This window comes from Cryobacterium ruanii, from assembly GCF_004404055.1.
In the GTDB taxonomy this organism is placed as follows: Bacteria; Actinomycetota; Actinomycetes; order Actinomycetales; family Microbacteriaceae; genus Cryobacterium; species Cryobacterium ruanii.
The window spans coordinates 87,361-113,337 of record NZ_SOHK01000023.1; the positions used below are offsets into that span (position 1 = coordinate 87,361).

22 protein-coding genes are annotated in these 25,977 nt (G+C 65.7%); 10 read left to right on the forward strand and 12 right to left on the reverse strand.

All coding sequences use genetic code 11. The features are described 5' to 3' along the window. Nucleotides 1-10 precede the first annotated feature (10 nt). Genes E3T47_RS14605 through E3T47_RS14615 form a run of 3 tightly spaced genes read left to right on the forward strand, consistent with a single transcriptional unit; the run spans nucleotide 11 to nucleotide 3,596 of the window. A complete protein-coding gene (locus tag E3T47_RS14605; RefSeq protein ID WP_134556778.1) occupies nucleotides 11-670 on the forward strand; it encodes a hypothetical protein in 660 nt (219 codons plus the stop codon). Further along, entirely contained in the window at nucleotides 670-2,118 is a 1,449-nt protein-coding gene (locus E3T47_RS14610; protein WP_134556779.1) for a proton-conducting transporter transmembrane domain-containing protein, read from the forward strand. Before E3T47_RS14605 ends, E3T47_RS14610 begins: the two co-directional genes overlap by 1 nt. Further along, nucleotides 2,118-3,596, forward strand: coding sequence for a hydrogenase large subunit (locus E3T47_RS14615; protein WP_134556780.1), 1,479 nt, complete (start codon nucleotides 2,118-2,120; stop codon nucleotides 3,594-3,596). The genes E3T47_RS14610 and E3T47_RS14615 overlap by 1 nt, the downstream gene beginning before the upstream one ends. A 27-nt stretch (nucleotides 3,597-3,623) precedes the next feature. On the opposite strand, the gene E3T47_RS14620 is transcribed toward E3T47_RS14615, so the two are convergent. The 3 genes from E3T47_RS14620 to E3T47_RS14630 all read right to left on the reverse strand — a co-directional run bounded on the left by E3T47_RS14620 (nucleotide 3,624) and on the right by E3T47_RS14630 (nucleotide 7,358). Next, nucleotides 3,624-3,959 carry an ArsR/SmtB family transcription factor gene (locus E3T47_RS14620; protein ID WP_241982290.1) on the reverse strand — a complete coding sequence of 112 codons (336 nt, stop codon included), beginning with the start codon at nucleotides 3,957-3,959 and terminating at the stop codon, nucleotides 3,624-3,626. Nucleotides 3,960-4,028: 69 nt separating this feature from the next. Further along, nucleotides 4,029-4,901 carry an SGNH/GDSL hydrolase family protein gene (locus E3T47_RS14625; protein ID WP_134556781.1) on the reverse strand — a complete coding sequence of 291 codons (873 nt, stop codon included), beginning with the start codon at nucleotides 4,899-4,901 and terminating at the stop codon, nucleotides 4,029-4,031. A 168-nt stretch (nucleotides 4,902-5,069) separates the two neighbouring features. Continuing rightward, nucleotides 5,070-7,358 (reverse strand): polyribonucleotide nucleotidyltransferase, encoded by a 2,289-nt coding sequence (locus E3T47_RS14630; protein WP_134556782.1) that lies wholly within the window; start codon nucleotides 7,356-7,358, stop codon nucleotides 5,070-5,072. Between the two features lie 651 nt (nucleotides 7,359-8,009). Between E3T47_RS14630 and E3T47_RS14635 the strand changes: the two genes are divergently transcribed. After that, complete coding sequence (locus E3T47_RS14635) at nucleotides 8,010-8,552, forward strand: SGNH/GDSL hydrolase family protein (RefSeq protein ID WP_134556783.1); 543 nt, start codon at nucleotides 8,010-8,012, stop codon at nucleotides 8,550-8,552. Here the strand turns inward: E3T47_RS14635 and E3T47_RS14640 are convergent. Beyond that, complete coding sequence (locus E3T47_RS14640; protein ID WP_134556784.1) at nucleotides 8,549-10,087, reverse strand: amino acid permease; 1,539 nt, start codon at nucleotides 10,085-10,087, stop codon at nucleotides 8,549-8,551. The genes E3T47_RS14635 and E3T47_RS14640 overlap by 4 nt on opposite strands. Before the next feature lie 165 nt (nucleotides 10,088-10,252). Beyond that, nucleotides 10,253-10,522, reverse strand: a complete 270-nt coding sequence (gene rpsO, locus E3T47_RS14645) for a 30S ribosomal protein S15 (protein ID WP_092112143.1) — start codon at nucleotides 10,520-10,522, stop codon at nucleotides 10,253-10,255. A 208-nt stretch (nucleotides 10,523-10,730) separates the two neighbouring features. Between rpsO and E3T47_RS14650 the strand changes: the two genes are divergently transcribed. Next, entirely contained in the window at nucleotides 10,731-11,063 is a 333-nt protein-coding gene (locus E3T47_RS14650; protein ID WP_134556785.1) for a DUF7882 family protein, read from the forward strand. A gap of 30 nt (nucleotides 11,064-11,093) precedes the next feature. Here E3T47_RS14650 and E3T47_RS14655 read toward each other — a convergent pair whose 3' ends face one another. The 3 genes from E3T47_RS14655 to E3T47_RS14665 all read right to left on the reverse strand — a co-directional run bounded on the left by E3T47_RS14655 (nucleotide 11,094) and on the right by E3T47_RS14665 (nucleotide 16,213). After that, nucleotides 11,094-14,012, reverse strand: coding sequence for an aminotransferase (locus E3T47_RS14655; RefSeq protein ID WP_174844688.1), 2,919 nt, complete (start codon nucleotides 14,010-14,012; stop codon nucleotides 11,094-11,096). A 37-nt stretch (nucleotides 14,013-14,049) separates the two neighbouring features. Beyond that, entirely contained in the window at nucleotides 14,050-15,165 is a 1,116-nt protein-coding gene (locus tag E3T47_RS14660; protein WP_134556787.1) for an AI-2E family transporter, read from the reverse strand. A gap of 142 nt (nucleotides 15,166-15,307) precedes the next feature. Further along, entirely contained in the window at nucleotides 15,308-16,213 is a 906-nt protein-coding gene (locus E3T47_RS14665; protein WP_134556788.1) for an LLM class flavin-dependent oxidoreductase, read from the reverse strand. Between the two features lie 69 nt (nucleotides 16,214-16,282). Between E3T47_RS14665 and E3T47_RS14670 the strand changes: the two genes are divergently transcribed. Both E3T47_RS14670 and E3T47_RS14675 read left to right on the forward strand, forming a co-directional pair. Continuing rightward, nucleotides 16,283-17,377, forward strand: a complete 1,095-nt coding sequence (locus tag E3T47_RS14670; protein ID WP_134556789.1) for a M4 family metallopeptidase — start codon at nucleotides 16,283-16,285, stop codon at nucleotides 17,375-17,377. Between the two features lie 9 nt (nucleotides 17,378-17,386). After that, the gene (locus E3T47_RS14675) at nucleotides 17,387-17,653 is read left to right on the forward strand and encodes a protealysin inhibitor emfourin (RefSeq protein ID WP_134556790.1); all 267 of its coding nucleotides are present in this window, start codon (nucleotides 17,387-17,389) and stop codon (nucleotides 17,651-17,653) included. A 53-nt stretch (nucleotides 17,654-17,706) separates the two neighbouring features. Here the strand turns inward: E3T47_RS14675 and E3T47_RS14680 are convergent, their stop codons facing one another. Beyond that, the gene (locus E3T47_RS14680; protein WP_198416644.1) at nucleotides 17,707-19,374 is read right to left on the reverse strand and encodes a BCCT family transporter; all 1,668 of its coding nucleotides are present in this window, start codon (nucleotides 19,372-19,374) and stop codon (nucleotides 17,707-17,709) included. A 306-nt stretch (nucleotides 19,375-19,680) separates the two neighbouring features. Between E3T47_RS14680 and E3T47_RS14685 the strand changes: the two genes are divergently transcribed. Beyond that, nucleotides 19,681-20,124: a pyridoxamine 5'-phosphate oxidase family protein gene (locus E3T47_RS14685; protein WP_134556791.1), complete on the forward strand. Its 444-nt coding sequence runs from the start codon at nucleotides 19,681-19,683 to the stop codon at nucleotides 20,122-20,124. A gap of 96 nt (nucleotides 20,125-20,220) precedes the next feature. Here the strand turns inward: E3T47_RS14685 and E3T47_RS14690 are convergent, their stop codons facing one another. From E3T47_RS14690 to E3T47_RS14700, 3 genes are all read right to left on the reverse strand, one after another. Further along, nucleotides 20,221-20,592, reverse strand: coding sequence for an FKBP-type peptidyl-prolyl cis-trans isomerase (locus E3T47_RS14690; RefSeq protein WP_134556792.1), 372 nt, complete (start codon nucleotides 20,590-20,592; stop codon nucleotides 20,221-20,223). Between the two features lie 197 nt (nucleotides 20,593-20,789). Continuing rightward, nucleotides 20,790-22,037, reverse strand: coding sequence for a PrsW family intramembrane metalloprotease (locus E3T47_RS14695; RefSeq protein WP_134556793.1), 1,248 nt, complete (start codon nucleotides 22,035-22,037; stop codon nucleotides 20,790-20,792). A gap of 29 nt (nucleotides 22,038-22,066) precedes the next feature. Continuing rightward, nucleotides 22,067-23,452, reverse strand: coding sequence for an FAD-binding oxidoreductase (locus E3T47_RS14700; RefSeq protein ID WP_134556794.1), 1,386 nt, complete (start codon nucleotides 23,450-23,452; stop codon nucleotides 22,067-22,069). A gap of 74 nt (nucleotides 23,453-23,526) precedes the next feature. On the opposite strand from E3T47_RS14700, the gene E3T47_RS14705 reads away from it, so the two are divergent. After that, the gene (locus E3T47_RS14705) at nucleotides 23,527-25,023 is read left to right on the forward strand and encodes an AlkA N-terminal domain-containing protein (protein ID WP_277871850.1); all 1,497 of its coding nucleotides are present in this window, start codon (nucleotides 23,527-23,529) and stop codon (nucleotides 25,021-25,023) included. A gap of 77 nt (nucleotides 25,024-25,100) precedes the next feature. Then, on the forward strand, nucleotides 25,101-25,976 hold the full coding sequence (locus tag E3T47_RS14710; RefSeq protein WP_134556795.1) for a fumarylacetoacetate hydrolase family protein: 876 nt from the start codon (nucleotides 25,101-25,103) through the stop codon (nucleotides 25,974-25,976). Nucleotide 25,977: the final 1 nt, after the last annotated feature.

A 25,977-nucleotide genomic window follows, 5' to 3' on the forward strand; every position in this document is an offset into this window, starting at 1 on the left:
AGCATCCGTCGTGTTTGAAGCTTTCTATCCCCAGCTGATCGGCCTCTGCACCGGCTCCCTGCTGCTCACGAGCGCACTCATGGTCTGGCGTCATTCCCTGCTCGCCTCGATCCGGCTGCTCGCCCTGCAGGGTATGGCCCTCGCCGCGCTCGTCGCCGTGATCGGCATCGCCGAGGGCGAGCCCGAGCTCGTGCTCGTGTCGCTGCTGATTTTCTCGGTCAAGGGCGTCGGCCTGCCGTGGGTGCTCGCACACCAGTCCAAGGCCGCGGTCAAGCAGATTCAGGAATCACCCCGGCTCAACCCGACCGCCGCGCTGCTCGCCGTCACCCTGCTGACCATCCTCAGCTACGTCGTGGTCAGCCGCGTCTTCGGCCTCGGCGACAGTGTGACCGGCCACGCCGCACCGATCGGCCTCGCCATGGTGCTGATCGGTTTTCTGCTGCTGATCAGCCGGCGCCGCGCCCGCTCCCAGCTCATCGGCTTTCTGATGCTCGACAACGGCATCGCCACGCTCGCGTTCTTGACTAGCGGCGGTGTGCCGATTCTGCTCGAGTTCGCGGTCTCCCTCGACGTGCTGCTGGTCGTGCTCATTCTGCACGTGTTCGCCGGCCGCATGCGCACCAAGTTCGGCGGCACGGCCGTCGATCAGCTCAGAGAGTTGCACGACTGATGTCGTTCATACTGTGGATTCCCCTGGTCGGCCCGCTGGCCTTCGCCGTCCTCGGCCTGCTGCTGCGCGGCTCGGCGCTGTGCCGCTTCGTCGGCGTCGCCGCGTCGAGCGCCGTGCTCGTGTCGGGACTGCTTCTGGTCAGCGCAGCGCTGAGCGGCTACGTGCCCGACAGCGGCGGCGGCATGCTGCGCGCCGATGCTCTCTCCGCCTATATGCTCACGGTCGTCGGAGCGGTCGGCCTCATCTCCACCTGGGGCGGCCTCAGCAGCGCTACGTCGAGCCGAACCAGGGACGCCGCCGGCTACGAGGCGCTCATCGCCCTGTTCCTTGCCGCGATGTCCCTCGCCGTACTCGCCGACAGCATCGGCCTGATGTGGGCCGCCGTGGAAGCCACGACCATCGCCACCGCGTTCCTGGTCGGCCACCACCGCACCCGCCGGTCGCTTGAAGCGGCGTGGAAGTACGTCATCCTCGGCTCGGTCGGCGTCGCCATCGCGCTGCTCGGCATCGTGCTGATCTACGCGGCCTCGGTCGGCACCGACACCCCGACCCTGTCCTGGTTACTGCTGAGCCAGTCCGACCTCGGCCTCGACCCGGCGCTCATCACCGCCGGCGGCGCACTCGCCGTACTCGGTTTCGCCACCAAGTCGGGCCTCGCCCCAATGCACAGTTGGCTGCCGGACGCCCACAGCCAGGCCCCGGCACCGGTCTCCGGTCTCATGTCGGGTGTACTGCTCTCGGTCGCGCTCTACGCCATCCTGCGCATCCAGTCCATCACCGACCTCGTCATCGGCCCGGAGTTCCTGCGCACCATGCTCAGCATCGGCGGCCTGCTCTCGCTGCTCGTGGCCGCTTCCCTGCTGATTCGCCAACGCGACTACAAACGGATGCTCGCCTACTCCAGCATCGAACACATGGGCCTCATGGCGATCGGTGTCGCCATCGGCCCAGCCGCGCTCCCCTCGGTGCTGTTGTACATTTTCGGCCACGGCCTGATCAAAGCGACCCTGTTCGTGATCTCCGGGCGCATCCTCAAGATCGAGGGCACCCCGTCGATCTCCGACGTGCGCGCCCTGCTGGTGCGACGGCCCGGCCTGGCCGTGCCCTGGCTCATCGCCATGGCAGCCATCGTCGGCTTCCCGCCGTTCAGCATCTTCTTCTCCGAGGTCGGCATCATCATGGCCGGTTGGTCGGTGGGCCTCGGCGGCATCGTCGGGGCAGCCCTCGTGCTGCTACTCGTGATCTTCGCCGCGTTCACCCGCCTGACCGTGCAGATGACCATCGGAGTTCCCTCGGCGGGCACCGCCTTCACACCGGACTACTCGGCCCACGGCCCACGCCTGCCGATCATTTTGGCCCTGGCCACGACGGCAACGATCGCATTCGTGGCCGAACCGGTCGGCACCCTTCTGTTGCAGGCCACAGCCGTTCTGGGAGGTACTAACTGATGCATGACGAACTGCGCGAGCTGGACCGGGCCGACCTGGCCGCCGCCGCGAGTGCTCTGCTCGACGCCGGAAGCCGCCTGGCCCTGGTCGCGTGCCACGAGGACACCGACAGCTTTCGCATCGTCTATTCCTTCGTCGGCACGACCCCGGCGTTGCGGGCCGACCTGTCGGTCACCATGCCGCGGGACGACGCCTGGATTCCGAGCCTCGCCGAGATTTCCCTGTCAGCCGGCAACTTCGAGCGCGGAATACGCGATCTGTATGGGGTTGTGCCGCGCAACCATCCGCAGCCGCACCGTCTGGTGCGCCACGGCCACTGGCCGCGCGGCTGGTACCCGATGCTGCGCGCCAACGCCGTCGTGCCCGAGTTCGAACCCGACACGGAATCGTTCCCGTTCGTGCCGGTGGAGGGTCCCGGTGTGTACGAGATCGCCGTCGGCCCCATTCACGCCGGCATCATCGAGCCGGGTCACTTTCGGTTCTCGGTCGTCGGCGAAACCGTCGTACGGATGGAAGCCCGCCAGTGGTACCTGCATCGCGGTGTCGAGAAGGTCTTCGAGGGCAAGACCGCGGCCGAGGGAGTCCCCCTGGCTGAACAGATCAGCGGCGACACCGCCGTTGGGCACTCCCTCGCTTTCGTCATGGCCGTTGAACAGGCTGCCGGCATCGAGGTCTCCGAGCCCGATCGGCTGCTGCGCGCGCTGCTGCTCGAGTTGGAACGTCTCTACAACCACGTGACCGATCTCGGCTCCCTCGCCAACGACGTGGGGTTCGGCATCATCGACGCTCAGGCCCAGGGGTTGCGCGAGCAACTGTTGCGCATCAACAAAACGGTCACCGGCCACCGGCTGCTGCGCGGCGCCCTGAGCGTGGGCGGCACCCGGGTCGCGGCACTTCCCGACGCGGCCGACCTCGTTCGCATCGGTGCCGCCATGGCCGAACTGGTCGGCATCACCCTCGACCACGCCATCGTGCGCGGCCGTTTCACCGGCACCGCCCGGCTCTCCAACGCGCAGGCAACCACGATCGGAACGCTCGGCTACGTCGCCCGTGCATCCGGCATCGATACGGATGCCCGCAACGAGCATCCGTTCATCAATCTCGGCGAAGTCTTCCACGTCGTGACCGAGGAGGGCGGCGACGTACTCGCTCGGTACACCGTGCGTGCCCGCGAGGTGGAAGTGTCCATAGCGGTCGCCGTCGACCTGCTACGCCGATTGCAGGGACACACCGGGACCGCAGTCAGCGTTGATCCGGCGACGGCCGGCACCGGGCTCGCCCTGGTCGAAGCGTGGCGGGGAACCGCAACTCACCGGGTCGAACTCGCCGCCGACGGCACCCTCGCCCGGGTGAAGGTCGTCGACCCGTCATTCCTGAACTGGCCCGCAGTGCCGGGCGCCTTATCGGAGACCATCGTTCCCGACTTTCCGCTCGCCAACAAGAGCTTCAACCTCTCCTACGCGGGAAACGATCTGTAACGAACACCGGCGTCCTTGGAGAAGGACTTATTCCTGTTCGAGATGCTGGAGCAAGGCGTGCGAATCGGTGAGGTTGGCCAATACCATGCGCTTGGCTGCGGCGAGCAGCTCGACCGCGCTCGGGTCGCGCAGGGCATAGAAAATGGAGTTGCCCTCCCGGCGGGTCAGGACCACGCCGGCGCGGCGCAGCACGCCGAGTTGCTGCGAGAGGTTGGACAGCTCGCAGCCGAGGGCCTCGGCGAGAGAACCGACCGAACGCTCGCCGGCCACGAGCTGCTCCAGAACCTGCACCCGCAACGGATGCCCGAGCGATTTGAACAGGTCAGACTTCAATTGGGCAGCAGGCAAACCGGAAGACAGCACAGGTTTAGTGTATCCATACTTTATAAATCTTTCATTTAGATTCCGGCGCCCGCCGGTCGGCCGAACGGGCTATTGCCGACGCAACACCGCGTCGCTGACGAGGGCCCGCGTGTAGCCAAGGCTGTTGCCGAGCGCGTTCGGGTGAAAGTTCGCCGGTGCGAACGGGTTGAGCGGATCAAACGCGAAGTACGGCACCCGTGAACCGATACCGTGTCCGGCGAATTCCTGGGAGGCGTCGACAAAACGGATGCGCGGGCTCGCCATGGCCGCGACGGACCCGGCGATAACCGTGTTCAGGGCGTCGGTCGCCGAGTTCAGCACGTCTCCGAGCGGGGAAAAGCCGGTCTTGAACTGACGCGGGTAGCTCAGGACCGCGATCCTCGCCTGGGGCAGTGCCGTGGCCACCGCCGTGTAAGCGCCCACGAGCCTGGGGGCGAGGAAGCCCAGCTGTGCCACACTGAATCCGATGGCGTCGAGGCAGGCCGGGCTGGTCGCATCGGGAGCACACGCCGCCAGGACGATATTGGAGCCGGCGTCGATGCCGCCGACAGTGAGGGTGACCAGGGCGGTACCGGGGCTGACTCCTAGAAGTTGCGCCGGGACATCCGCTGTGCTGGCGCCGGAGCAGGCCCGATTGGACGTGAGGCGATACGGACTCACGAGCGCCGCGAAAGTCGGGTAGCTGGCCCTCTTGCTACGCAGGCAGGCGGCGCCGTCGGTGACGTAGGGCGGGGCGCCCTGGCCGGCGGTGAAGGAGTCGCCGAGAGCGACATAACCGAGAGCGGATGCGGCGGTGGGAGTCACCGTGGACTGCACCATGGACTGCACCGTGGACTGTGCGAGGGCCGGGGCGGTCGCCACGCCGGCCACGAGGCCGACCGTGAGCAGAGAAACGACGCTGAGGCGCGACAGGAAGAACACAACGTTCCGTTGATTAGTCATGCGCGTAACGGTAATCCCGGTCCACCGGGTCGACAAGGCGTAATAACCGTTCGGCCGTGCCGGGCGCGAGAAAAGGCCCGCACTGCAAGCAGTGCGGGCCTTCCATCTACCCGACCGACCTGGCGAGAGGTGATCGGGAGATCTTTGGGGGCAGGTCAGGCCTGAGCGTTAGACCTCGGTCGAAGCGTCGGCGCTGTCGGAAGCCGCGGCGCGACCCTCAGTGTCAGCAGCTTCGTCAATGACCGGGGCGAGCGACAGCTTGCCACGGTCATCGATCTTCGTGATTTCCACGAGAACCTTCTGGCCCACGCCGAGCACGTCTTCGACGTTTTCAACGCGCTTGCCACCCGCAAGTTTACGCACCTCGGAGATGTGCAACAGACCATCCTTGCCAGGAAGCAGCGAAACGAAGGCGCCGAACGCGGCGATCTTTACGACGGTGCCGAGGAACTGCTCGCCAACCTCGGGGTTGGTCGGGTTGGCGATGGCGTTCACCTGGGCGCGAGCGGCTTCAGCCGACGGTCCGTCAACGGCGCCAATGTACACGGTCCCGTCTTCCTCGATCGAGATGTCGGCACCGGTGGTGTCCTGGATCGAGTTGATCGTCTTGCCCTTCGGGCCGATCAGCTCGCCGATCTTGTCGACGGGGATCTGCACGCTGATGACGCGGGGCGCGGTGGGCGCCATCTCGTCGGGAGCGTCGATCGCCGCGTTGAGCACGGACAGGATCGTGGTGCGGGCATCCTTCGCCTGCATCAGCGCGCCGGCCAGGACCGAGGCGGGGATGCCATCGAGCTTGGTATCGAGCTGGATCGCGGTGATGAACTCGCTCGTACCGGCGACCTTGAAGTCCATGTCGCCGAGGGCGTCTTCAGCGCCGAGGATGTCGGTCAGGGCCGCGTAGCGGGTCTGACCGTCGACGGTGTCGCTGATCAGGCCCATGGCGATACCGGCGACCGGGGCGCGCAGCGGCACTCCGGCGTTCAGCAGCGACAGGGTGGAAGCGCAGACGGAACCCATCGAGGTGGATCCGTTGGAGCTGAGCGCCTCGGAGACCTGGCGGATGGCGTAGGGGAACTCCTCACGCGTCGGCAGCACGGGAACCAGAGCGCGCTCAGCGAGCGCTCCATGGCCGATCTCGCGGCGCTTCGGCGTTCCGACACGACCGGTTTCACCGGTGGAGTAGGGCGGGAAGTTGTAGTTGTGCATGTAGCGCTTCTTGGTGACCGGGTTCAACGAGTCGATCGACTGCTCGAGCTTGAGCATGTTCAGGGTGGTGACGCCCAGAATCTGGGTTTCGCCGCGCTGGAAGATGGCCGAGCCGTGCACACGCGGGATGACCGCGACCTCGGCGTCGAGCGGACGGATGTCTGCAAGCCCACGACCGTCGATGCGGATGCCCTCATTGAGAACGCGCGAACGTACTACGAGCTTGGTGACCGACTTGTAGGCTGCGTTCACCTGGTTGTTGGCGTTCGCGTCGAGTTCGCCGGCGTCGACCTTGGCCGCGATGGCGGTCTTGACGGATGCCTTCAGCGCGTCGTCGGCGATCTGACGTTCGACCTTGTCGGCGATCGTGTAGACCGTCTTGAGCTGGTCATAGGACAGCGCAGCGACGGCGTCGTAGGTGGCCGGCTGGTAGGGCGGGAACAGCGCGAAGTCAGCGGTCGGCTTGGCGGCAGCGTCGGCTACCTGCTGCTGCGCGAACACGAGCTGCTTGATGAAGGGCTTGGAGGCCTCGATGCCCTGAGCAACGACGGCTTCGTTCGGCGCGACGGCGCCACCCTTGATCAGGTTCCAGGCGGCGTCGGTCGCTTCGGCCTCGATCATCATGATCGCGACGTCCTGGGTTCCGTTGGCGTCCGTGACAACGCGGCCGGCAACGACCATGCTGAACACGGCATCGTCGAGCTGCGAGTGCTTCGGGAAGGCGACCCATTGTCCGCCACCGTTCTCGTCGGGTATCAGGGCGACGCGAACGCCACCGATCGGTCCGGAGAACGGCAGGCCGGCGAGCTGGGTCGACATGGAGGCCGCGTTGATCGCGAGCACGTCGTAGAGTTCGTCGGGCTCGATGGCCAGAACGGTGATGACAACCTGGATCTCGTTGCGGAGGCCGTCAACGAAAGACGGGCGCAGTGGCCGGTCGATCAGGCGGCAGGTAAGGATCGCGTCGGTCGAGGGACGACCTTCGCGGCGAAAAAAGCTGCCCGGGATGCGGCCAGCAGCGTACATCCGCTCTTCGACGTCGATGGTGAGCGGGAAGAAGTCGAAGTTATCCTTCGGCTGCTTGCTGACGCTCGTGGCGGAGAGCAGCATCGTCTCTTCGTCGATGTACGCGGCGGCAGAACCCTGCGCCTGCTGGGCGAGACGCCCGGTTTCAAAACGGATGGTGCGCTTGCCGTACTTGCCGTTATCGATAACGGTTTCGGCGAACGTGATTTCTGGACCCTCCATGTGGGGGTGTTCTCCTTTAAGTTTGCTTCTCGCCATTCTGGCGACGAAGGCTCGCGTGCCCAAGTGGCGCACGAGTGGGACGAGGAGCCCGAACAGGCAGGACTGACCTGCGTGTCAACTGTCTCTTTTCCGACACTGTCGCTTTGCTGGCCACCAGTAGAAATTCACCAGAGGCTGCGCGTCTGGGAAACCACCACCGAGGACCAGCTTCCTGCCAGCTGCGCTCCGGTTGCATGGCCACTTCTGAAGAAGGACCAGTACAACCGTACCAGACCGGGCGTTGTTACCGAGTGGGGCCGCTGTTGTCGACAGGCTTCGAATAGCCCCGAACTGGTGTCATAAAGACTGCAGGCCAGACCTGTTACTCAGGCAAAGTAGTTGTGAGTGAAATGAGGCGTGCACGTGCAGGGACTCGGACGGCTGCTGGTTGTCGGGGTCATGCGCGCCTGGATGGGTTTTATTCGGCAGGGAAGCGCGAGCATACCCCGCCCGACCGGTCCTCCACGGGCACACTCACCGGGGATTGAAAGAGATCGTGTGCTTATTCTTGGCGGCGGCCCCGCTTCGGGCTGGGGGGTCAGCAGCCATGACCTCGCCTTGCCCGGGTCCTTGGCCCGTGCTCTTTCAGCTCAAACCGGCCGCGGGGCCGACGTGACCCTGGCTACCGACCCCTTTGGATTTCTGAAGGATCTTCCGAACCTGATCGAGGGACAAGACCTGGGCCGGTTCCATGCGATCGTCGTATTTGTCGGCGTCAATGACGCGGTTAATCTCACATCAGAAAAATCCTGGGAGCGGAACATGGGCCGCCTGCTCCGCTCTCTCGAGCAGGAAACGCTGGACAGCACGTTTGTGTACGTCATGGATATCCAGCCGATTCGAACAGTTCCCGTATTTGACAGCTTGCTGGGTTCCGTCGCCAACGCTCACGCACGGCGTCTGACCGTTCGTACCGAGAGGGTTTGCCGAGCCGTGCCGCAGTCGGTCTATCTTCCGCTGACCGAAAACGCCTTCCTAGTCTTCGGTCGGTACCGAAATTCAACGGACTACCGATTGTGGGGAGAGTTCCTCGCCGGCAAAATAGCTGAGCGACTGATTCTGGCCCGCAGGCACCCCGGTACGAGCGGGGCCAAGCCGGCATCGAGCAAGGACGAGCATCACGCAAGCGTTGCGTTCACCGCCACCACAACCTAGTCGACGGGCTTGGCCTCTAGCGGCTTGGCCTCTGCGGGCGCCCTGTGACTGGCCTCGGCTGCGGCACGCTGCTTGATGCCGAGCACGGAATGGCGACGGCCATAAGCGAAGTACACGATGAATCCGATCGCCAGCCAAACCGCGAACCGCACCCAGGTGAGGGTTGTGAGGTTCAGCATCAGCCAGGTACAGAGCACGGCCGACAGAATCGGCAGCACCGGCGAGAACGGCACTTTGAAAGCGCGCGGCAGATCCGGGCGTTTCCTGCGCAGCACGACGACAGCGATACTGACCAGTACGAAGGCCGACAGGGTACCGATATTGATCATCTCTTCAAGCACGCCGACGTCGGTGAGGCCGGCGATCAGCGCAACGGCGGTACCGGAGATGATCTGGATTCGGGCCGGAGTGCGGCGCTTCTCGCTCGTGACGCTGAGCCAGCGCGGCAGCAGTCCGTCCCGGCTCATCGCGAACAGCACGCGCGACAGGCCGAGCAGCAGCACCATGATCACCGTCGTGAGGCCGACGAGAATTCCGATCGAGATGACCTGCGCGGCCCAGCCGGCGCCGACGGCAACGAAGGCGGTTGCGAGGGAGGCGTTGGGGTCGTCGGCCAGCACCGTGTACGGCACCATGCCGGTCAGCACCAGACTCACGCCGAGGTAGAGCACGGTGACGATCGCGAGACCGGCGAAGATGCCCCGTGGCAGGGTCTTCTGCGGGTTTTTGACCTCTTCGGCGCTCGTGGCGACGACGTCGAACCCGATGAAGGCGAAGAACACCAGGGAAGCGCCGGCGAGCAGGCCGAACAGGCCGTACTGGGCCGGGGCGGCACCCGTCATGAAGGAGAACAAGGACTGCATCCAGACGTCACCGTCACCGCCGCTCGTGGGCACTTCGGCGGGGATGAACGGGACGTAGTTCTTCGGGTTGATGAAGAACGCACCGACGACGATCACGAAGACTACGATAGCGACCTTGATGATCGTGAAGACGCTTGCGACCCGGGCGGAGAGCTGGGTGCCGAGCACGAGCAGGGCGGTGAAGATGGCGACGATGACGAAAGCACCCCAGCTCACATCAAGGCCGAGCACATTGATCGTGGCGGGAACGTTCCAGCCGGCCAGATCAAAGACGGTGCTGAGGTAGATACCCCAGTACTTTGCGATCACGGCGGCCGCGGTGAGCATCTCCAGGATGAGGTCCCAGCCGATGATCCAGGCGAGCAGTTCGCCGAGGGTGGCGTAGGTGAAGGTGTAGGCGGAGCCCGCGACGGGAACGGCGGAGGCGAACTCGGCGTAGCACATGATCGCGAGGGCGCAGGTGAACGCCGCCAGCAGAAAGGCGAGGGTGACCGACGGTCCGGCGTAGCTGCCGGCGGCCTTGGCACCGACCGAGAAGATTCCCGCGCCGACGGCCACGGCAACGCCCATGATCATGAGGTCCCAGGTGCCGAGGGTCCGTTTGAGGCTGTGCCCTTTCTCCAGCGAGTCCGCTATCGAATCTTCAATACTTTTAGTGCGCCAGAGACTCATGCGTGGGGGTGTCCGTTCCTTATTGCCAACCCCATATTGTAGCGCCCGTTCTACCCCCCTTCGCAGGGGACACAAAACGGGCCGCCACCCGAAAGTGACGACCCGTTGTGAAGAAGTTCGCGTTGTCAACGCTGCGCTGCTCCCTGCAAATCAAACGCAGAGATTTTAGCGACGCAGGCCGAGGCTGCCGATCAGTGTGCGGTATCGAGTGATGTCGATGTCCGACAGGTAACCGAGCAGACGGCGACGCTGACCAACCATGAGAAGCAGGCCACGACGTGAGTGGTGGTCGTGCTTGTGCTCTTTCAGGTGCTCCGTGAGGTCGAGGATGCGCTGCGTGAGCATTGCAATCTGAACTTCCGGGGACCCGGTGTCGCCTGGGTGGGTAGCGTACTTTTCGATGATCGCCTTCTTAGCATCTGGTTCGAGTGCCATAAAGTGGGATCCCCTTTCTCTCACTGCGCGGTGCCCTTGGCTGAATGCCTGAGCTCTCTTTATCCGCGGCCGTTGAACGGCAACCTACATACTTTAGCAGAGCGGGCGACCGGCGCGGTCCCGCAGGACGGATTCGGCGACAACAGGCCCCGGTCTGTCCCTCTCGCGCGTACCGCTACAGTGGGGGAACCATCGAGGAGGCGCACGTATGGGTACGTTGCTATACGGCAATCCGGGCATCGTGATCTCCTTCGACGATCGTGCCCTCATGCACCTGCAGATTGTGATCAGCACCAAGCTGCGCCGACGGGAAAGCTTCGTCTTCACCTGGACCGATTCCGCCGACGAGGGCAGCGGCCGCAGCGCCATCTGGCTCGACCCGACGAGCACGCTCTACTACCGGTATTTCGGTTGTCACACCCCGTCGATTAACCGAGACTGGATCGAAACGCTCATGCTCTCGGCCAACAGCACCGGCGGCCTAGTCTTAATCGCCGAACCCGAGCCGGCGCCGCCCGCCCTGTCTAAAACGCGTCGGTAGCGCGGGCGTCCCCCGGTTGCGAGACCCGTCTCAGGATGCGATCTCGCCGAGCACGGCGGCGAGCGCACACAGAAAGTGGTCGGCGCTGGCGATCGTGAGGCACAGTGGCGGCTTGATCTTCAGCACGTTTTTGAAGTCACCGGTGGGCTGCACGATGCAGCCGCGCAGCAGCAGTTCGTCGCAGACGGCGACGGCAACGGCGGTGGCGGGCGTGAACTCAGCCCGATCACTCACCAGTTCGACGCCGAGGTAGAGCCCCATGCCGTAGACGGCACCGACCAGGTCGAATCGTTCGCCGAGACGTTCGAGGCCCCGCTTGAGGTGCTCCCCCACGACCTCGGCGTTCTGCTGCAGGCCCTCGTCACGCATGATGTCGAGCACGGTGAGCCCGATGCGGCAGCTGAGCGGGCTTCCGCCGGCAGAAGAGAAGAACGGTCCGTCGTCGGCGAAACGTTCGGCCACGTCGCGACGCGTGATGACGGCTCCGAGCGGATGCCCGTTACCCATCGCCTTGGCGATGGTGATGATGTCGGGAACCACATTCTGCTGTTCGGTGCCCCAGAAGTGTTGACCGAGGCGCGCGTAGCTCACCTGCACCTCGTCGGCGATGCAGAGCGCGCCGCGGGCGCGCATCCGCTCGTAAACGCCGCTCAGGTAGCCGTCGGGCAGCAGCACGCCGCCGGCATTGCCGAACACCGGTTCGGCAATGAAGGCGGCGATCGTACGCCCGTCGGCGGCGAGGGCCTGCAGGTCACCGTCGAGGTCATTCAGGTACTGCGGCGCCGACTGCATTCCCCGATACTTGCCGCGCACGGCGTTCGGCGCCTCAACGAGGTGCACCCATTCCGGCCGGGTCTCAAGCGCCCGCGGGTTGTCGGCGACCGACGATGAGACGGCATCCGCTGCCATCGACCAGCCGTGATACGCCTCCCGTACCGACACGACGGTGTCGTGGCCGGTGTAGCTGAGGGCCAGGCGCAGGGCCAGGTCGACCGCCTCGGTACCGCTGTTGACCAGGAAGACCGTGTCGAGCGGGTCGGGGGCGAGTTCGGCGAGGCGCTCGGTGAACCGTATGAGTTCTTCATAGTGGAAGCGGGAGTTGGTGTTGAGCAGCGACCATTGGCTGCGGGCGGCCTCGGCTATGCGCGGGTGCCCGTGCCCGACGGTCGTGACGTTGTTGACCATGTCGACGTAGCTCTGTCCGTGCGTGTCGATGAGGTGGTGTTTCCAGCCGCGTTCGATCTGCGGCGGTGCCGCGTAATAGTGTTCCTGCACGCGCGCGAACGTCGCGTCGCGGCGCTGCAACAGGGCGGCAGGGTCGGCGAGCGGTCCCAGGGGCGTGAGCCCGAGCAGGGCGGAAGGGTCTGGGCAGACGCGCTGCCACAGCGCAGCCCCCGACGGCGCCACGAAGAATGGCGGACGGATGCCGCGCAGCCGGCTGGTCTGCACCGTCACGCGGTCGATGGCCGTGCCGTGTCGTGCGTGTCGGGGGCTGGCAGCGACGCTGCCGAGAGCGCTGCCGGCCCGAACGATCTGCCCGTCGGCGGCCGCGTCGACCCCGGTCAGCCACAGGTCGAAGTCGATACCCTCGAGTCGCACTGTTTTGGTATCGACCACGATGACGGTTCCGTCGATGGGTGCCGTGACCGGCATGTCGGCGGGCAGGTACACCTCGATGCCGAGGGCGAGGGTGATCGATTCGTCGGCCGTGTCGATACGGGTCTGTGAGAGGCGGAATTCGCCGTAGCCGGTGACGGCGTGGCCGAGGCAAGCTGCGGAATCCAGTGCCACTCGCTCGTCGATCCCGGGTTCGAGCCACCTGCCGGCGTCGTACGCGGCGCTCGTCACTGAGAGGTCGATCCGGGCCGCTGGGTCGAGCGGTCCGAGCACCGGATGCCCGGTTGCCGCGATCGCCTCGTGTGGGTCGGCTACGGCGAAGCGGATAAGGGCTTCGATTTCGGCGCCCTCTTGAGCGGAGGCCGTCTGGAAGGCAAGCCACTCGCGGGAGCGGTTGGCGTCGGCGTACTGGTTGCCGTCATCGAGGTGCACCTGCGCTTCACCGCTCACGACGAGTACCGCGGTTCGCAGGACGATCAACGGCCAGAGGGCCGAGAGTTCGGCATCGGTGAGTGGAACCTGCGCGGCGAAGGCCTCGATGGTGTCGAGAATGGCAAGCGGACGCTGCGGGCTGCGGTAGAGCACGCAGGCGCAGGTCGCGGCGAGCTCGGCGACGAGCCAGCCCTGGGCCACATCACCGAAGTCGATGACCCCGCTGATGGCGCCGGCGGCACCGTCCCCACTCACGACGTTGTCGTCGGTCAGGTCACCATGAATCGCCTGCACGCGCAGGTCTGCCGACACCCGGGTGAGCTGCCGCCGGGCGGCGTCGGTGACCGTGCGCAGCCGATCGCGGCGTGCCTCATCGTCGACCTGAACCAGGAGCGCATCGATCACTTCACCGCCGCGCCGCAGGTCCCACTGCAGAAATCGGTCCGTTCCGGGGTGCTCGAAGTCGGCGAGGCCACGAACGATGCGGGCGGCCACGTCGCCGAGCGAGCGAATCTGCTCGAGCGACAGGTGCAACGTGTCGGTCAGCGGATGCCCGTCGACGTAGGTCAGCAGCCGCAGGTCCAGGTTCTGCCCGTCGATAATGACGCGCACGATCTGGCTGCCGACGACGTCGGCGACGGCAGCGGGCAGATCGAGGTCCAGCCCGATGAGGTGCTCCAGCGCCGCATTTTGGGCCTCGAGTTCGATCGTAGCGACGGCGGGGTTGGAGACCTTGAGAACGACCGTGCCGGCATCCGCTTCAATGCGAAAGTTGCGGTCTTGATGGCTGCCGAGTTCGGTGACGGTGCCCGTGACGCCGAACCGGTCGCGGGCGAGCTCGGTCGCCTGCTCGATCGTCAGGCGCGGGCGCGGCAGGTGGAAGGGGCTGTGCTCGGTCATCGTTCTCCAGTTACGTGGGTGGCAGCGGCGGCAGGACTCAGCGCTTGCGCACGCGCCGCTTGGGCGGGATGGCGCGTGGACGCGGGGCATCCGGTGTGTTCCAGGCCTTGGCGATGGCCCACGCGACGGCCGCGATCGGCACTGAGAGCACGGCGCCGACGATGCCGCCGAGAATGGTTCCGGCGGTCAACCCCACCAGGATGACGAGCGGGTGCAGCTTGAGCGACTGCGCCATGACGACCGGCTGCAGAAAATTACCCTCGAGCTGGTTGACGGCGATCACGATGATGATGACGATGAGCGCGACGCCCGGCCCGCTCGCGACGAGGGCGACTAGGGCGGCGAGCACACCGGCCGCGGTCGCGCCGATCAGCGGGATGAAGGCACCCAGAAACACGATGACGGCGAGCGGCAGGGCCAGCGGCACCTGCAGGATGACCAGGCCGATGCCGATCGCGGTGGCATCGACGGCCGCGACGATCGCCGTGCCGCGCACGTAACCGCCGAGCACGCGCAGCGAGGTGTGGCCGATGCGGCGTCCGCGGGCGAGGCGTTCGCCCTTGAACGGGGTGAGGAAGAAATTCCAGATCTGGCCGCCGTCCTTGAGAAAGAAGAACAGGATGACGATGAGCAGCACGGCTCCGGTGATCAGTTCGAAGACAGCGGATGCCCCGGCAAGTGCTCCGGTGCCGAACTGGCTGCTCGTGAGAAAACCCACGACACTGTCGCGGGCGTCGTTGATCTGTTTCTCGTCGATCTCGATCGGTCCGTCGATGAGAAATTGCTGAAGGCGGTCGATGCCCTTGGAGGCCGAGGAGAACAGCTCGTCCCACTGGTCACGCACCGCTAAGACGATGAGGGTGATGATGCCGCCGAAGACGGCGATCCCACCGAGCAGGGTGATCCAGGTGGCCAGGATGGCCGCGACTCCGCGCCCCCGCAGGCCGTTGATGACCGGGCTCAGTGCCGAGGCGAGGATGATGGCGATCAGCACCGGGATGACGACGAGCTTGAGCTGGACCAGACCGAAGATGATTGCGGAGGCCAGAATGATGACGAGCAGAATCTGTCCGCTGCGTAATCCGAGCCAGCCGAGCCGATCGGTCAGCGGGGTGCGAGGAACGAGGGGCGTGGGGTCGTCGTGTGCGCGCATGCACCCAGCCTAGACATCCGCCGCGCAGAAACAGCGATCGATCGGCCTCTTCGCCACCGTGGGCAGTATCGAAGTGCGGAGAATTCGACGATTCCGTCGAATCCACGGCAGACAGGACGGCCGGCTGGAGGAATGTCCGCCGTTAGGCACCCGTGTGAGCGTTCAGGGATGCGGCGACCGTGTCGAGGATGGCTTCGTCGCCGGCATAGATTCCCTGGTCGCGCGGCCAGTGACTGATCAGATCCGTGAAGCCGAGCTCGGCGGCTCGGCCGACGGCATCCTCGAACGCTTGCATGCTCTGCAGGGAATAGGTTCCGCCGCTGTCGAGCGATAGGTAGCGGTCGATCGTGGCAGGGTCGCGGCCGGCCGCGCTGGCGACGTCGTCGAGCCGCCCGGTGAGACCGCGCACGCTCGCCCACCAGTCCTCCCCCACCGCGCCGTCCTGCCCGGTCGTCACCCAGCCCTGCCCGAAACGGCTCACCAGCCCGAGGCCTTTCGGTCCGTTGGCAGCGATCAGGAACGGGACCCGTTGGTGTGCCGGAGTGCCGACTTCGGACGAAACCATGCGCGCTCCCGCTGCGGTGTACCACCCGCCGGTGAAACTGATTCCCTCGGTGGCACCGGGTTCTTCACCACGCAGTAGCAGGTCGAGGTCGGTGACGAATTCGGCGAACCGCTCGTGCCGTTGCCGGGGCGTGTACTCCGGCTGGCCTAGAACGGTGGCATCAAAACCGGTGCCGCCCGACCCGACGCCGAGCAGAAACCGCCCACTAGACACATCGTCGACCGTCGCGACTTCTTTGGCAAACGGCACCGGATGCCGAAAATTCGGAGACGAGACAAAAGTGCCGAGCGTGATGCGCTCGGTCACGGCGGCCGCCGCGGCGAGGGTGGGGACGGTCGCGTTCCAGGGTTCGTCGGCGAGCGATCGCCACGACAAGTGGTCGTAGGTGAAGGCGTGGTCGAAACCGAACTGCTCGGCGGCGAGCCATTTTCTGCGCGCAATCGGCCACGGGTCCTGCGGAAGAATCACGATTCCAAAGCGCATGGGTCGAGTCTATTCAGCACAGGGAAGACTCTTGGTTGCAATGTCGGCGGCCAGTGCCAGACTCTGCACATGGACACTCCGCACCCAGGCCCCGATCTCCACCCGCACTGCACGATCGTGCCGCCGTACCTGCTGGTGCGGCTGGCGAAACTCGACGATCCGCGCTTCGCACAGGCCGCGGCGGCCGCACGCGAGTCTCTGCTGCGGGACTCGCAGATCCGCCAGTTGCGGGGCGGGGAGCATCCGTTTACCTATTCCGGGGCTCGCACCCTGCCAGCTCGCACTCCCGGCGAGTCCGACCGCACCATTTCGGATGCCGGCGGCCAGGAGCGCCTGCCCGGCCGGCGGGTGCGTGCCGAGGGTCAGCCTGCCGGTAGCGACCCGGCCGTGAATGAGGCATACGACAGTCTCGGTGCCACCCAGGCCCTGTTCTGGACGCAGTTCGGGCGGGACAGCATCGACGGGCTGGGGCTGCCGATGGACGCGACCGTGCATTACGGCAAGCAGTACGACAACGCCTTTTGGGACGGCGAGCGCATGGTGTTCGGCGACGGTGACGGGCAGGTCTTCAACCGCTTCACCATTTCGCCCAGTGTGATCGGACATGAGCTGACGCACGGAGTCACCCAGTTCACCGCCAACCTTCAATACGAGGGACAGTCGGGGGCGCTCAACGAGTCCATCTCCGACGTGTTCGGTGCGCTGGTCGAGCAGCACACCCGGGGTCAGTCGAGTGCAGAGGCGAGCTGGCTGATCGGTGACGGCCTGTTCACCGACCAGGTCGAGGGCGTTGCCCTGCGATCGATGAAGGCGCCCGGCACCGCGTACAACGACGACGTGCTCGGCAAAGACCCGCAGCCGGGCAGCATGGCCGATTACATCGAAACCGACGACGACAACGGCGGTGTCCACCTCAATTCGGGCATCCCGAACCGCGCGTTCTACTTGGTCGCCGACGCCCTCGGTGGCAACGCCTGGGAAAGGCCGGGCCGCATTTGGTACAACACGCTCACCGGCACGGGGCTCGGCCGCGAGAGTGATTTCGCTGCCTTCGCCGCGGCCACCGCCGCAACGGCCGCGCAACTCCACGGCATCGGTGGGGCCGCCCACAATGCGGTCCTGCAAGCCTGGGTTACGGTCGGGGTGATGACGGGACGGGAGTAACATCGCCCTATGAAAGTCATCGTCTCGCGCAGCGGCGGGATGGCGGGAATCCGCCTCACCTGGGAAGTCCGAGTCGAAGAGCAACCCGACCCGGCGACCTGGGCAGATTTTCTCAATTCACTGCCCTGGGACGACGTCACCGACAGTGAGGCCGCCCCCGATCGATTCGCTTACCGCATCCGGTGCGCCCCGCACGAGGTTGTGCTCGGCGAAACCCAAGTGAACGGTCCCTGGCGCGACCTGGTCAACCGGGTCAGGGCCGCCAACGGCATGTAGCGGCCCGACCCGTTAGCCACCCGACCCGTTAGCGGCCCAAGCCGAGTGAAGGTTTAAGCCTGCGGACGACGGCCCCAACGGGTCCGGCGAGCCGGTTCGTCGGTCAGTGCCGCCTCGATGTGTCCGTCGACCTGGTCGCCGAAGTGGTCGTCGAAGTTCTCCTCGAGGTGTGCCGTGACGGTCTTTCCGATACGGCGAGCCATCTCCTCACGACGCTGGCGGCGTTCGGCAGCGACCAAAACCTCGTGTTCGATGCGGAACGCCCGGTAGATGGCAATACACATACCGATCATCACGACGCTCACCGGAATCGCGGTCAGAATGGCGCCGGTCTGCAGAGCCGCGAGTCCACCGGCCAGGAGCAGGGAAATGGCCACGAGGCCGCCCAGACCGGCCCACATGATGCGACTCCACTTGGGCGGATTGGTATCACCACCGGAAGCGAGCATGTCGATCACGAGTGAACCAGAGTCGGCTGATGTGATGAAGAAGATCGCGATGACGATCACCGCAATCACCGAGAGAATCACACCGAACGGCAGGGTACCCAGAAAGTTGAACAGAACATTCTCGGGGATGATACCGACTTCGGGGTCGAAGAGTCCCCCTCCGTCACCGTCCCAGGCCTGCCGAATCGCGCTGCCACCCATGACCGCGAACCAGACGAAGGTGACCAGGGTCGGTACCAGCAGCACGCCGGCGATGAACTGACGAACCGTACGTCCGCGTGAGATACGCGCGATGAACACGCCCACAAACGGGGCCCACGAGATCCACCATCCCCAGTAAAAGACGGTCCAGGAACCTTGGAAGTCGAGTCCGGCCTGGCCGGTGAACGCACCGGTGTCAAAGGTGAGTCCGACCACGTTCTGGAAATACCCACCGATCGACTGCACGAGAAGGCGCAGCAGGTACATCGTGGGGCCGAGCAGAAGCACAGCCACGAGCAGCAGACCAGCCATACCGAGATTGATGTTGGAGAGCCACTTGATGCCCTTCCCTACGCCGCTTACAACTGAGGCAGTGGCGATGATGGTGATGACGACGATCAGGATCACGAGCAGGGTATTGGTGACCTGGCCTACCACGCCGAGGTAGCTCAATCCCGCGGCGATCTGCTTGACCCCGAGGCCGAGGGAGGTGGCGACTCCGAACAGCGTTCCGACGATAGCAATAACGTCGATCACGTCACCGAGGCGACCCTTGACGCGACGTGTGCCGAGGAGCGGCTCGAGGGCCCAACGGATGGAGACCGGTCGACCCTTCCGGTGGATCGAGTACGCGAGGGCCAGGCCGACAACGGCGTAGATTGCCCAGGCGTGGAAGCCCCAGTGCAGGAAGGTCTGCGACATCGCGGCGGCGGCGAGATCCGCGGAATCCCCGGTCACTCCCGGCTTCGGAGTCGTGAAGAAAGTGAGGGGTTCTGAGGCCCCCCAGAAGACCAGGCCGATGCCCATGCCGGCAGCAAAGAGCATCGAGAACCAGCTCATCAGGCCGAATTCCGGTTCGTCGTCGTCTTTACCAAGTTTGATGTCACCGAAACGGCTGAGTCCCATCCAAATCGCGAACACGACGAAAGCCGCGACGATGACGACATAGTAGGGGCCGAGTCCGGCTACCACCCAGCCCTGCAGCAGGGCGAGCACGCTGCCGGTGCGTACCGGGAAGGCGATGGCGATCACAACGACGGCCAGGATGATGCCGAGTGCCGGATAAAACACCCGAGGTGCCGGAACGACGAAACGACGGGACTTAGGAAGACTGCTACTCGGCGTTTTCGCCGGTACTTCGGGTAGTGCACTCACTGTAAAACCTTTTTGAAGAATTGATTGCGGCGCCCGGAGAAACCACCGGTGGTGGAAATCGCGGGCGCACCGCCAGGTGCCTGCCGCGCTGGGCAACGAATCAGCTTACAGGTATCGCACCCCTATTGTGGGGCCAATTCTCTCTGCACCTGTTCGACCGGCGCAGCACAGATTTCATACCGCCCCGCTCGCCCTCAAGCTCGGGGCATGTGACTATGGATCATGACTTACGACGACGTGAACGCGGCAGCAGTCCCCGTGCAGATTCTCAGCGAAGAAGACTGTTGGAATGTCCTGCTCTCGGCCAGTCTCGGCCGCCTCGCCGTGGCAGTCGGCGGCATCCCCGACATTTTTCCGGTCAACTTCGTGGCCGCCGACCGGCGCCTGCTGTTTCGCACCGCGTCGGGCACCAAATTGATCGAGCTCACGGTGAACAACCGGGTCGCTTTCGAAACGGATGGTGTGGGACGCGACGAGGCGTGGAGCGTCGTCGTGCACGGAACGGCCCGAAAGCTGGATACTCAGCGTGAGCTCGATGACGCCGCGGCGTTGCCGTTGCACCCGCTCATTCCCACGGTCAAGCCCGTCTTCGTCGAGATCGTGCCGGAGTCGATCACCGGACGGCGGTTCACGCTCGGCCCGGAACCAACGTCGAACCTGATTTGAGCACTTACGCGACACCGTTGAAGTGTGCCCGTCACCTCAAACCGGGACGCGACTGCAGCAGCCGCATCCCGTTCATGGTGATTCTCGGTCGTGGGCTTAGCTCACGCCGAGCAGGTCGATGACGAAGATCAGGGTCTGGCCGGAGAGGCGGTGGCCAGAGCCGGCCGGTCCGTAGGCAAGGTGCGGGGGCACGACGAGCTTGCGACGCCCGCCCACCTTCATGCCGGGAATGCCTTCCTGCCAACCCGCGATGAGCGAGCGCAGCGGAAAGTTGATCGACTGGCCGCGGTTCCAGGACGAGTCGAACTCGTCGCCGGAGTCGAACTCGACGCCGAGGTAGTGCACGTCGACGGTGGCTCCGGCGGTCGCCTCGGAGCCCTCACCGACGACGATATCGGTGATCTCGAGTTGTTCGGGCGCAGCGCCCTCCGGAAAGTCAAGTTCGGGTTTGGAATTCAAATCAGTCATAAACCCATCCAACCGGATTCCACGCCGGATTGCACACCGGGCGGGACCTCAAAAAAAAAATAGTGCTTGCGTCCGGCCGCCAGGGGGTGCACTCTTGTGATACACCAACTCGTCGCATCGGGAGAGTCGTCGGCATTGCCACACCACCGAGGCGGCGAGTTTCTGTTGCCGCTGCCTGGTAGTGCAGCCAGGCCCTCCTACTGAGCCGCTGGCGCCGAACCTGGCAGCGTCTGTCCGAGCACGTCGGCCCGATGTCGCATCAGCAGTTCGAGCAGTCGCGCCTCGGTGGCGTGCAGGGCCGGGGTATTCTGCCCGCGAACGAGGCGGTCGCGCACGAAGGCGAGGCGCGTCGCATCCGCTATGAAGTGGCGCATGGCGACCTTCTTCGATCGGTCCTGACGGTTGCCCCAAAGCAGCGCCTGACGTCGACCGGCACCGGTGCCGAGCATCGAGACCTCGGCCGCGGTGAACCATCCGGCCTGCGAGTATTCGTGCAGCCGACGCAGGGTGATGCGGGCTTCCTGTCGGCGCAGGAACACCACGACGAGTATGGCGGCGATGAATAACGGCACCTGCACCACCACGTAGTAAAGGAGCACCGAGGCATCGCCGGCGAGCACGAAGGTCGCCCCGTTCCAGAGCGCGTGCAGAGCGATCGCGGGCGCCAGGCCGATTAGAAAGCAGCCGACTGCACCGCCCTTGCTGGCGCCGCGCCGCGCGGCCAGGCCGAGGGCGAGCCCGATGCAGATGGTGAACGTGACGTGCGCGAACGGAGAGAACACGCCGCGCAACAGAAACGTGACGCCGAGGGTCTGCGCGGTGCCCTCGGTCAGGGCCAGCCCGAAGTACTGGATATTCTCCGAGAAAGCAAAGCCCGCGGCGATCGTCGAGGCGTAGACGACACCGTCGTTAGGGCCGTCGAAGTGGCGACGCACCGCCCAGAACAGCACCAGTACGCCGAAACCCTTGGCAACTTCTTCCACGATCGGCGCCTGAATGACAGCGGATGCGAAATCACTCCCGGCGAGCGCCCCCGCGCTGGCCGCGATCGTGACCTGCACGCCGAGGTCGACGACGAGCGCGCTGACGATGGAGATGCCGGCACCCCAGAGCAAGGCAAAGACGAGGGCGGACCGTGGCTCCGGGTCCCAGCTGTCGATCCACCGCACGGCGAACAGCACGAGTGCGAGCGGCAGCAGCGCCAGGAGCAGCCCGAACAACAGCGCGCCGCTGCCGAGGAACGTCATGAGGTACGCGAATACGGCAAGGAGGGCCAGCCCGGCGAGCACGATGCCGACGACGGCCACGACGATGCGGCCAATGCGACGAGGGGGAACCGGCTCGTTCCAGACGGGGTGCACCGGGCCGGGGCTCGCCTGCACGGGCTGGTGGCCTGGCGGATGCTGTGCGGCGGGCTGGTGGCCTGGCGGCCGGTCGAGGCTCATTACTCGAGATTACCGGCCCGACCGGTGGCTCAGGCCTTGAACATGGTGCCGGGGTTTAGCAGGCCAAGCGGATCGAAGACCGTTTTGAGCTGGCGTTGCAGGACCAGGCTCGTGTCGCCGATCTCGTCCTGCAACCAGCGCCGCTTCAGCACGCCGACGCCGTGTTCGCCGGTGAGCGTGCCGCCGAGGGCGAGCGCTGCCTGGAACATCTCGTCGGCGGCGGCCCAGATCTCATCGGGTACCGCCGCATCCGCTGCTCCGTCGCGAGGAATGACGAAGTTCGGGTGCAGGTTGCCGTCGCCAGCGTGAGCAACCGTGGGAATGGAAATACCGGTGCGGGCGCTGATCTCGGCGATCGCGCCGAACATCTCGGCCATGCGCGAGCGGGGTACCGACACGTCTTCGATCAGGACTTGGCCCAACTGCTCGAGGGCCGGGTGCATGGCGCGGCGGACGGCCAGCAGACGATCGCCGGAGGCAGCATCCATTGACAGGGTCGCTTCGCCGCCGGCTTCGCGCAACACGATAAGCGCGGCCTCGGCCTCGGCGAGCGCGGCGGGGCCGTCGGTCTGCACGAGCAGGAACGCGCCGCGGCCGAGGGGTAACCCGGCCGAGCCCTCCGGACCGAGGTAGTTTGCGACGTGGCCGAGCGCAACCGGGTCGATCAGTTCCATGACGGCGGGCCGGATGCGTGCGGCCGTGATCGCCGCGCTGGCCGCGGCCGCCGCCGTGACCGTGCCGAAAACCGCGCCGATCGTGGCGACCGTACCCGCGGTGAGTGCGCGCACCCGCACGGTCGCCTCGACGATGACGCCGAGCGTACCCTCCGAACCGGTGAGCAGCGCGGTCAGATCGTAACCGGTGACGCCCTTGACGGTGCGATGCCCGGTACGCAGCAGGCTGCCGTCGGCGAGCACGACGGTCAGGCCGAGAACCGCCTCCCGGGTGACCCCGTACTTCGCGCAGAGCAACCCGCCGGCGTTCGTGGCAATGTTGCCGCCGACGGTGGAAATGGCTTTACTGGCCGGATCGGGGGCGAACCAAAGGTTGTGCCTGGCGAGCGCATCGTTCAGGTGCTGGTTGATCACTCCGGCTTCGACCACGGCGAGTTCGTCATCGGGGTTGATCTCGAGGATGCGGGTCAATCCGGCCACGCTCAGCACGATGGATCCGTCGGTGCCGCAGGCTCCGCCCGACAGGCCGGTTCCGGCGCCGCGCGTCACTACGGGCACCCGGAATTCCGTCGCTGTGCGCAGCACTGCCTGCACATGGTCGACCGTCGTGGCCCGCACGACGGCGAGCGGCGTGCCGTCAGCCACCCAGCCGGACTTGTCGGTGCGGTGGGCGTCGAGGTCGAGGGGATCGATGCTGACGATGTCGCCGAGCTCGGACTGGAGGCGCAGCAGTGCGTTCATCGCCCCAGCCTATCGACCCGCCTAATGTCTGATTTCCGCTACCCGCACTCGGCCGGGCGTGGCAGGCTCGAGGGGTGACCACTTCCAGCGCCGCCGCACTGCGACTCACCGACCCGGATTTCGCCGAGCGCTACCGCATCATGTGTTCGAGGGACACCCGGTTCGATGGCCAGTTCATCACCGGCGTGCACACGACCGGCATCTACTGCCGGCCGAGCTGCCCGGCGACCACACCCAAACCCCGCAACGTGACCTTCTACCTCACCGCGGCAGCCGCCCACGAAGCGGGGCTGCGGGCCTGCAAACGCTGCCTGCCCGACGCTGTGCCCGGCTCACCGGCCTGGAACACGCGGGACGACCTCGCCGCCCGCTCGATGCGTCTCATCGCTGACGGCGTCGTGGAGCGTGATGGCGTGCCGGGCCTCGCCGCCCGTCTCGGCTACACGCCCCGGCACCTGGCCCGGGTGCTCGTGGCCGAGCTCGGTGCCGGTCCGCTCGCCCTAGCCAGAGCGCACCGGGCGCAGACCGCACGCTTGCTTCTGCTGGGCACCGACCTTTTGATCACCGACGTGGCCTTCGCCGCCGGCTTCGGCAGTGTGCGCCAATTCAACGACACCGTTGCCACTGTGTACGAACGCACCCCGTCCGAGGTGCGCTCTGCCCGGCGTTCCGCGCCCGGGCCGGAGTCCCCCGGCGTCGATCCCGCCGACACGAGACTCACCCTGCAGCTTCCGGCGCGGGCACCGTTCGATGGCGCCGGTATGCTGCATTTTCTCGGCACGCGGGCACTACCCGGCGTCGAAACGGCCACCGATACGAGTTATTCCCGATCCGTGCGATTACCGCGCGGCACCGCCACGATGGAGGTGACGCTGTCGGGAACGGATGCTGCCCCCGCGCTGGCCTGCAGCATCCGTCTGGCGCACCTCACCGACCTGGCACCGCTGGTCAGCCGGATGCGACGGTTGTTCGACCTCGATGCCGACGCCGAGTCGATCGACCGTCACCTGGCCGCAGACCCGGCGCTGGCCGCGTCGGTCGCGCGGACCCCCGGCATCCGCCTGCCGGGCAGCATGGAACCCGAGGAAACCTTGTTCCGAGCGCTGATCGGGCAGCAGGTGTCGGTCGCCGCGGCCCGCACGACTCTGACCAGGCTGGCCGACGCCCTCGGCGACCGCCTGCCCGGCCCCGAGCTGCGGCTGCTGTTTCCTACCGCGGCGCAGATCGCAGCGGGCGGTCGCGCGGTGTTGCGGGGACCAGGCGCTCGCATCGAGACCATTCTTCGGGTTGCGCAGTCGCTGGTTGCGGGCGATCTGACGCTGTCGTTCGGTCAGACGCGCGCCGAGCTGGAAGCGAGCCTGGTGGCCCTGCCCGGAATCGGACCGTGGACCGCCGGTTACGTAGCCATGCGGGTGCTTGGCAGTCCCGACATTCTGCTGACGAGCGACCTGGCGCTGCGGCAGGGTGCCGGCCGGCTCGGACTCGCCGTTGAACCACGCTCGCTCGCTGCCCGCGGAGCCGATTGGGCTCCCTGGCGCAGTTACGCCGGAATGCACCTGTGGCGGGCATAGAACTCCTCCAAGCAGACCGACCGAGGGTTGGAGCACCCCACAGGGCGACCCGGGGCAAGGCAAGTTAGCCTAGAAGAGTGAAATTTGCGCACTTGAGAGTTGACGGCTCCTCCGTTCCCCGATTAGCCGTGATCTTTGACGATGCGGCACTGTTCCTCGACGACGTCATCGCTGACGCACCCCAGGACCTGCAAGACTTGCTCGAACAGGGCGACTCCGCGTACGAACGTATCCGTGCGATCAGCCTCGACGCCGTCTCCAACGGCGCCGCACTGACCCCGGTCGACGACCTCCGGCATTCCTCCGCGGTACTGCGCCCACCGCAGATCATCGCGATCGGCGCCAACTACGCCGCGCACTCCTCCGAGCTGAGTCTGCGTCTGGAGACGGCGGCGACCGTCTTCTCGCTCTGGCCCAACTCACTCACCGGGCACGGCTCGACCATCACTTGGCCGCGTGACCTCACCACCCAGGTCGACTACGAGGCTGAACTCGGTGTGATCATCGGGCGTCCGGCCCGCAACGTATCGGTCGCCGACGCCCTCGACTATGTTTTCGGGTACACCGCCGTGAATGACATCACCGCCCGTGACCTGCAGTTCTCCGAGGCACAGTGGTCGCGCTGCAAGTCTTTCGACGGTTTCACCCCCACCGGCCCGCTCGTCGTCACCGCCGATGAGATCGGCGACCCGCAGAACTTGTGGCTGACCACCCACGTCGACGGTCGCATTCTGCAGGACGCCTCGAGCGGCGACATGGTGCGCACCGTCGCGGAGATCATCTCCTACCTCTCGAAAACCTCCACGCTGATGCCGGGAACCCTCATCTCTACCGGCAGCCCGGGCGGCGCCGGCTACAGCCGTAAGCCCCCGATCTTTCTGCGTGAAGGATCGACCGTGACCATCTCGATCGACAAGATCGGCATGCTCACGACGCACTGCCGCGAGATCTGAC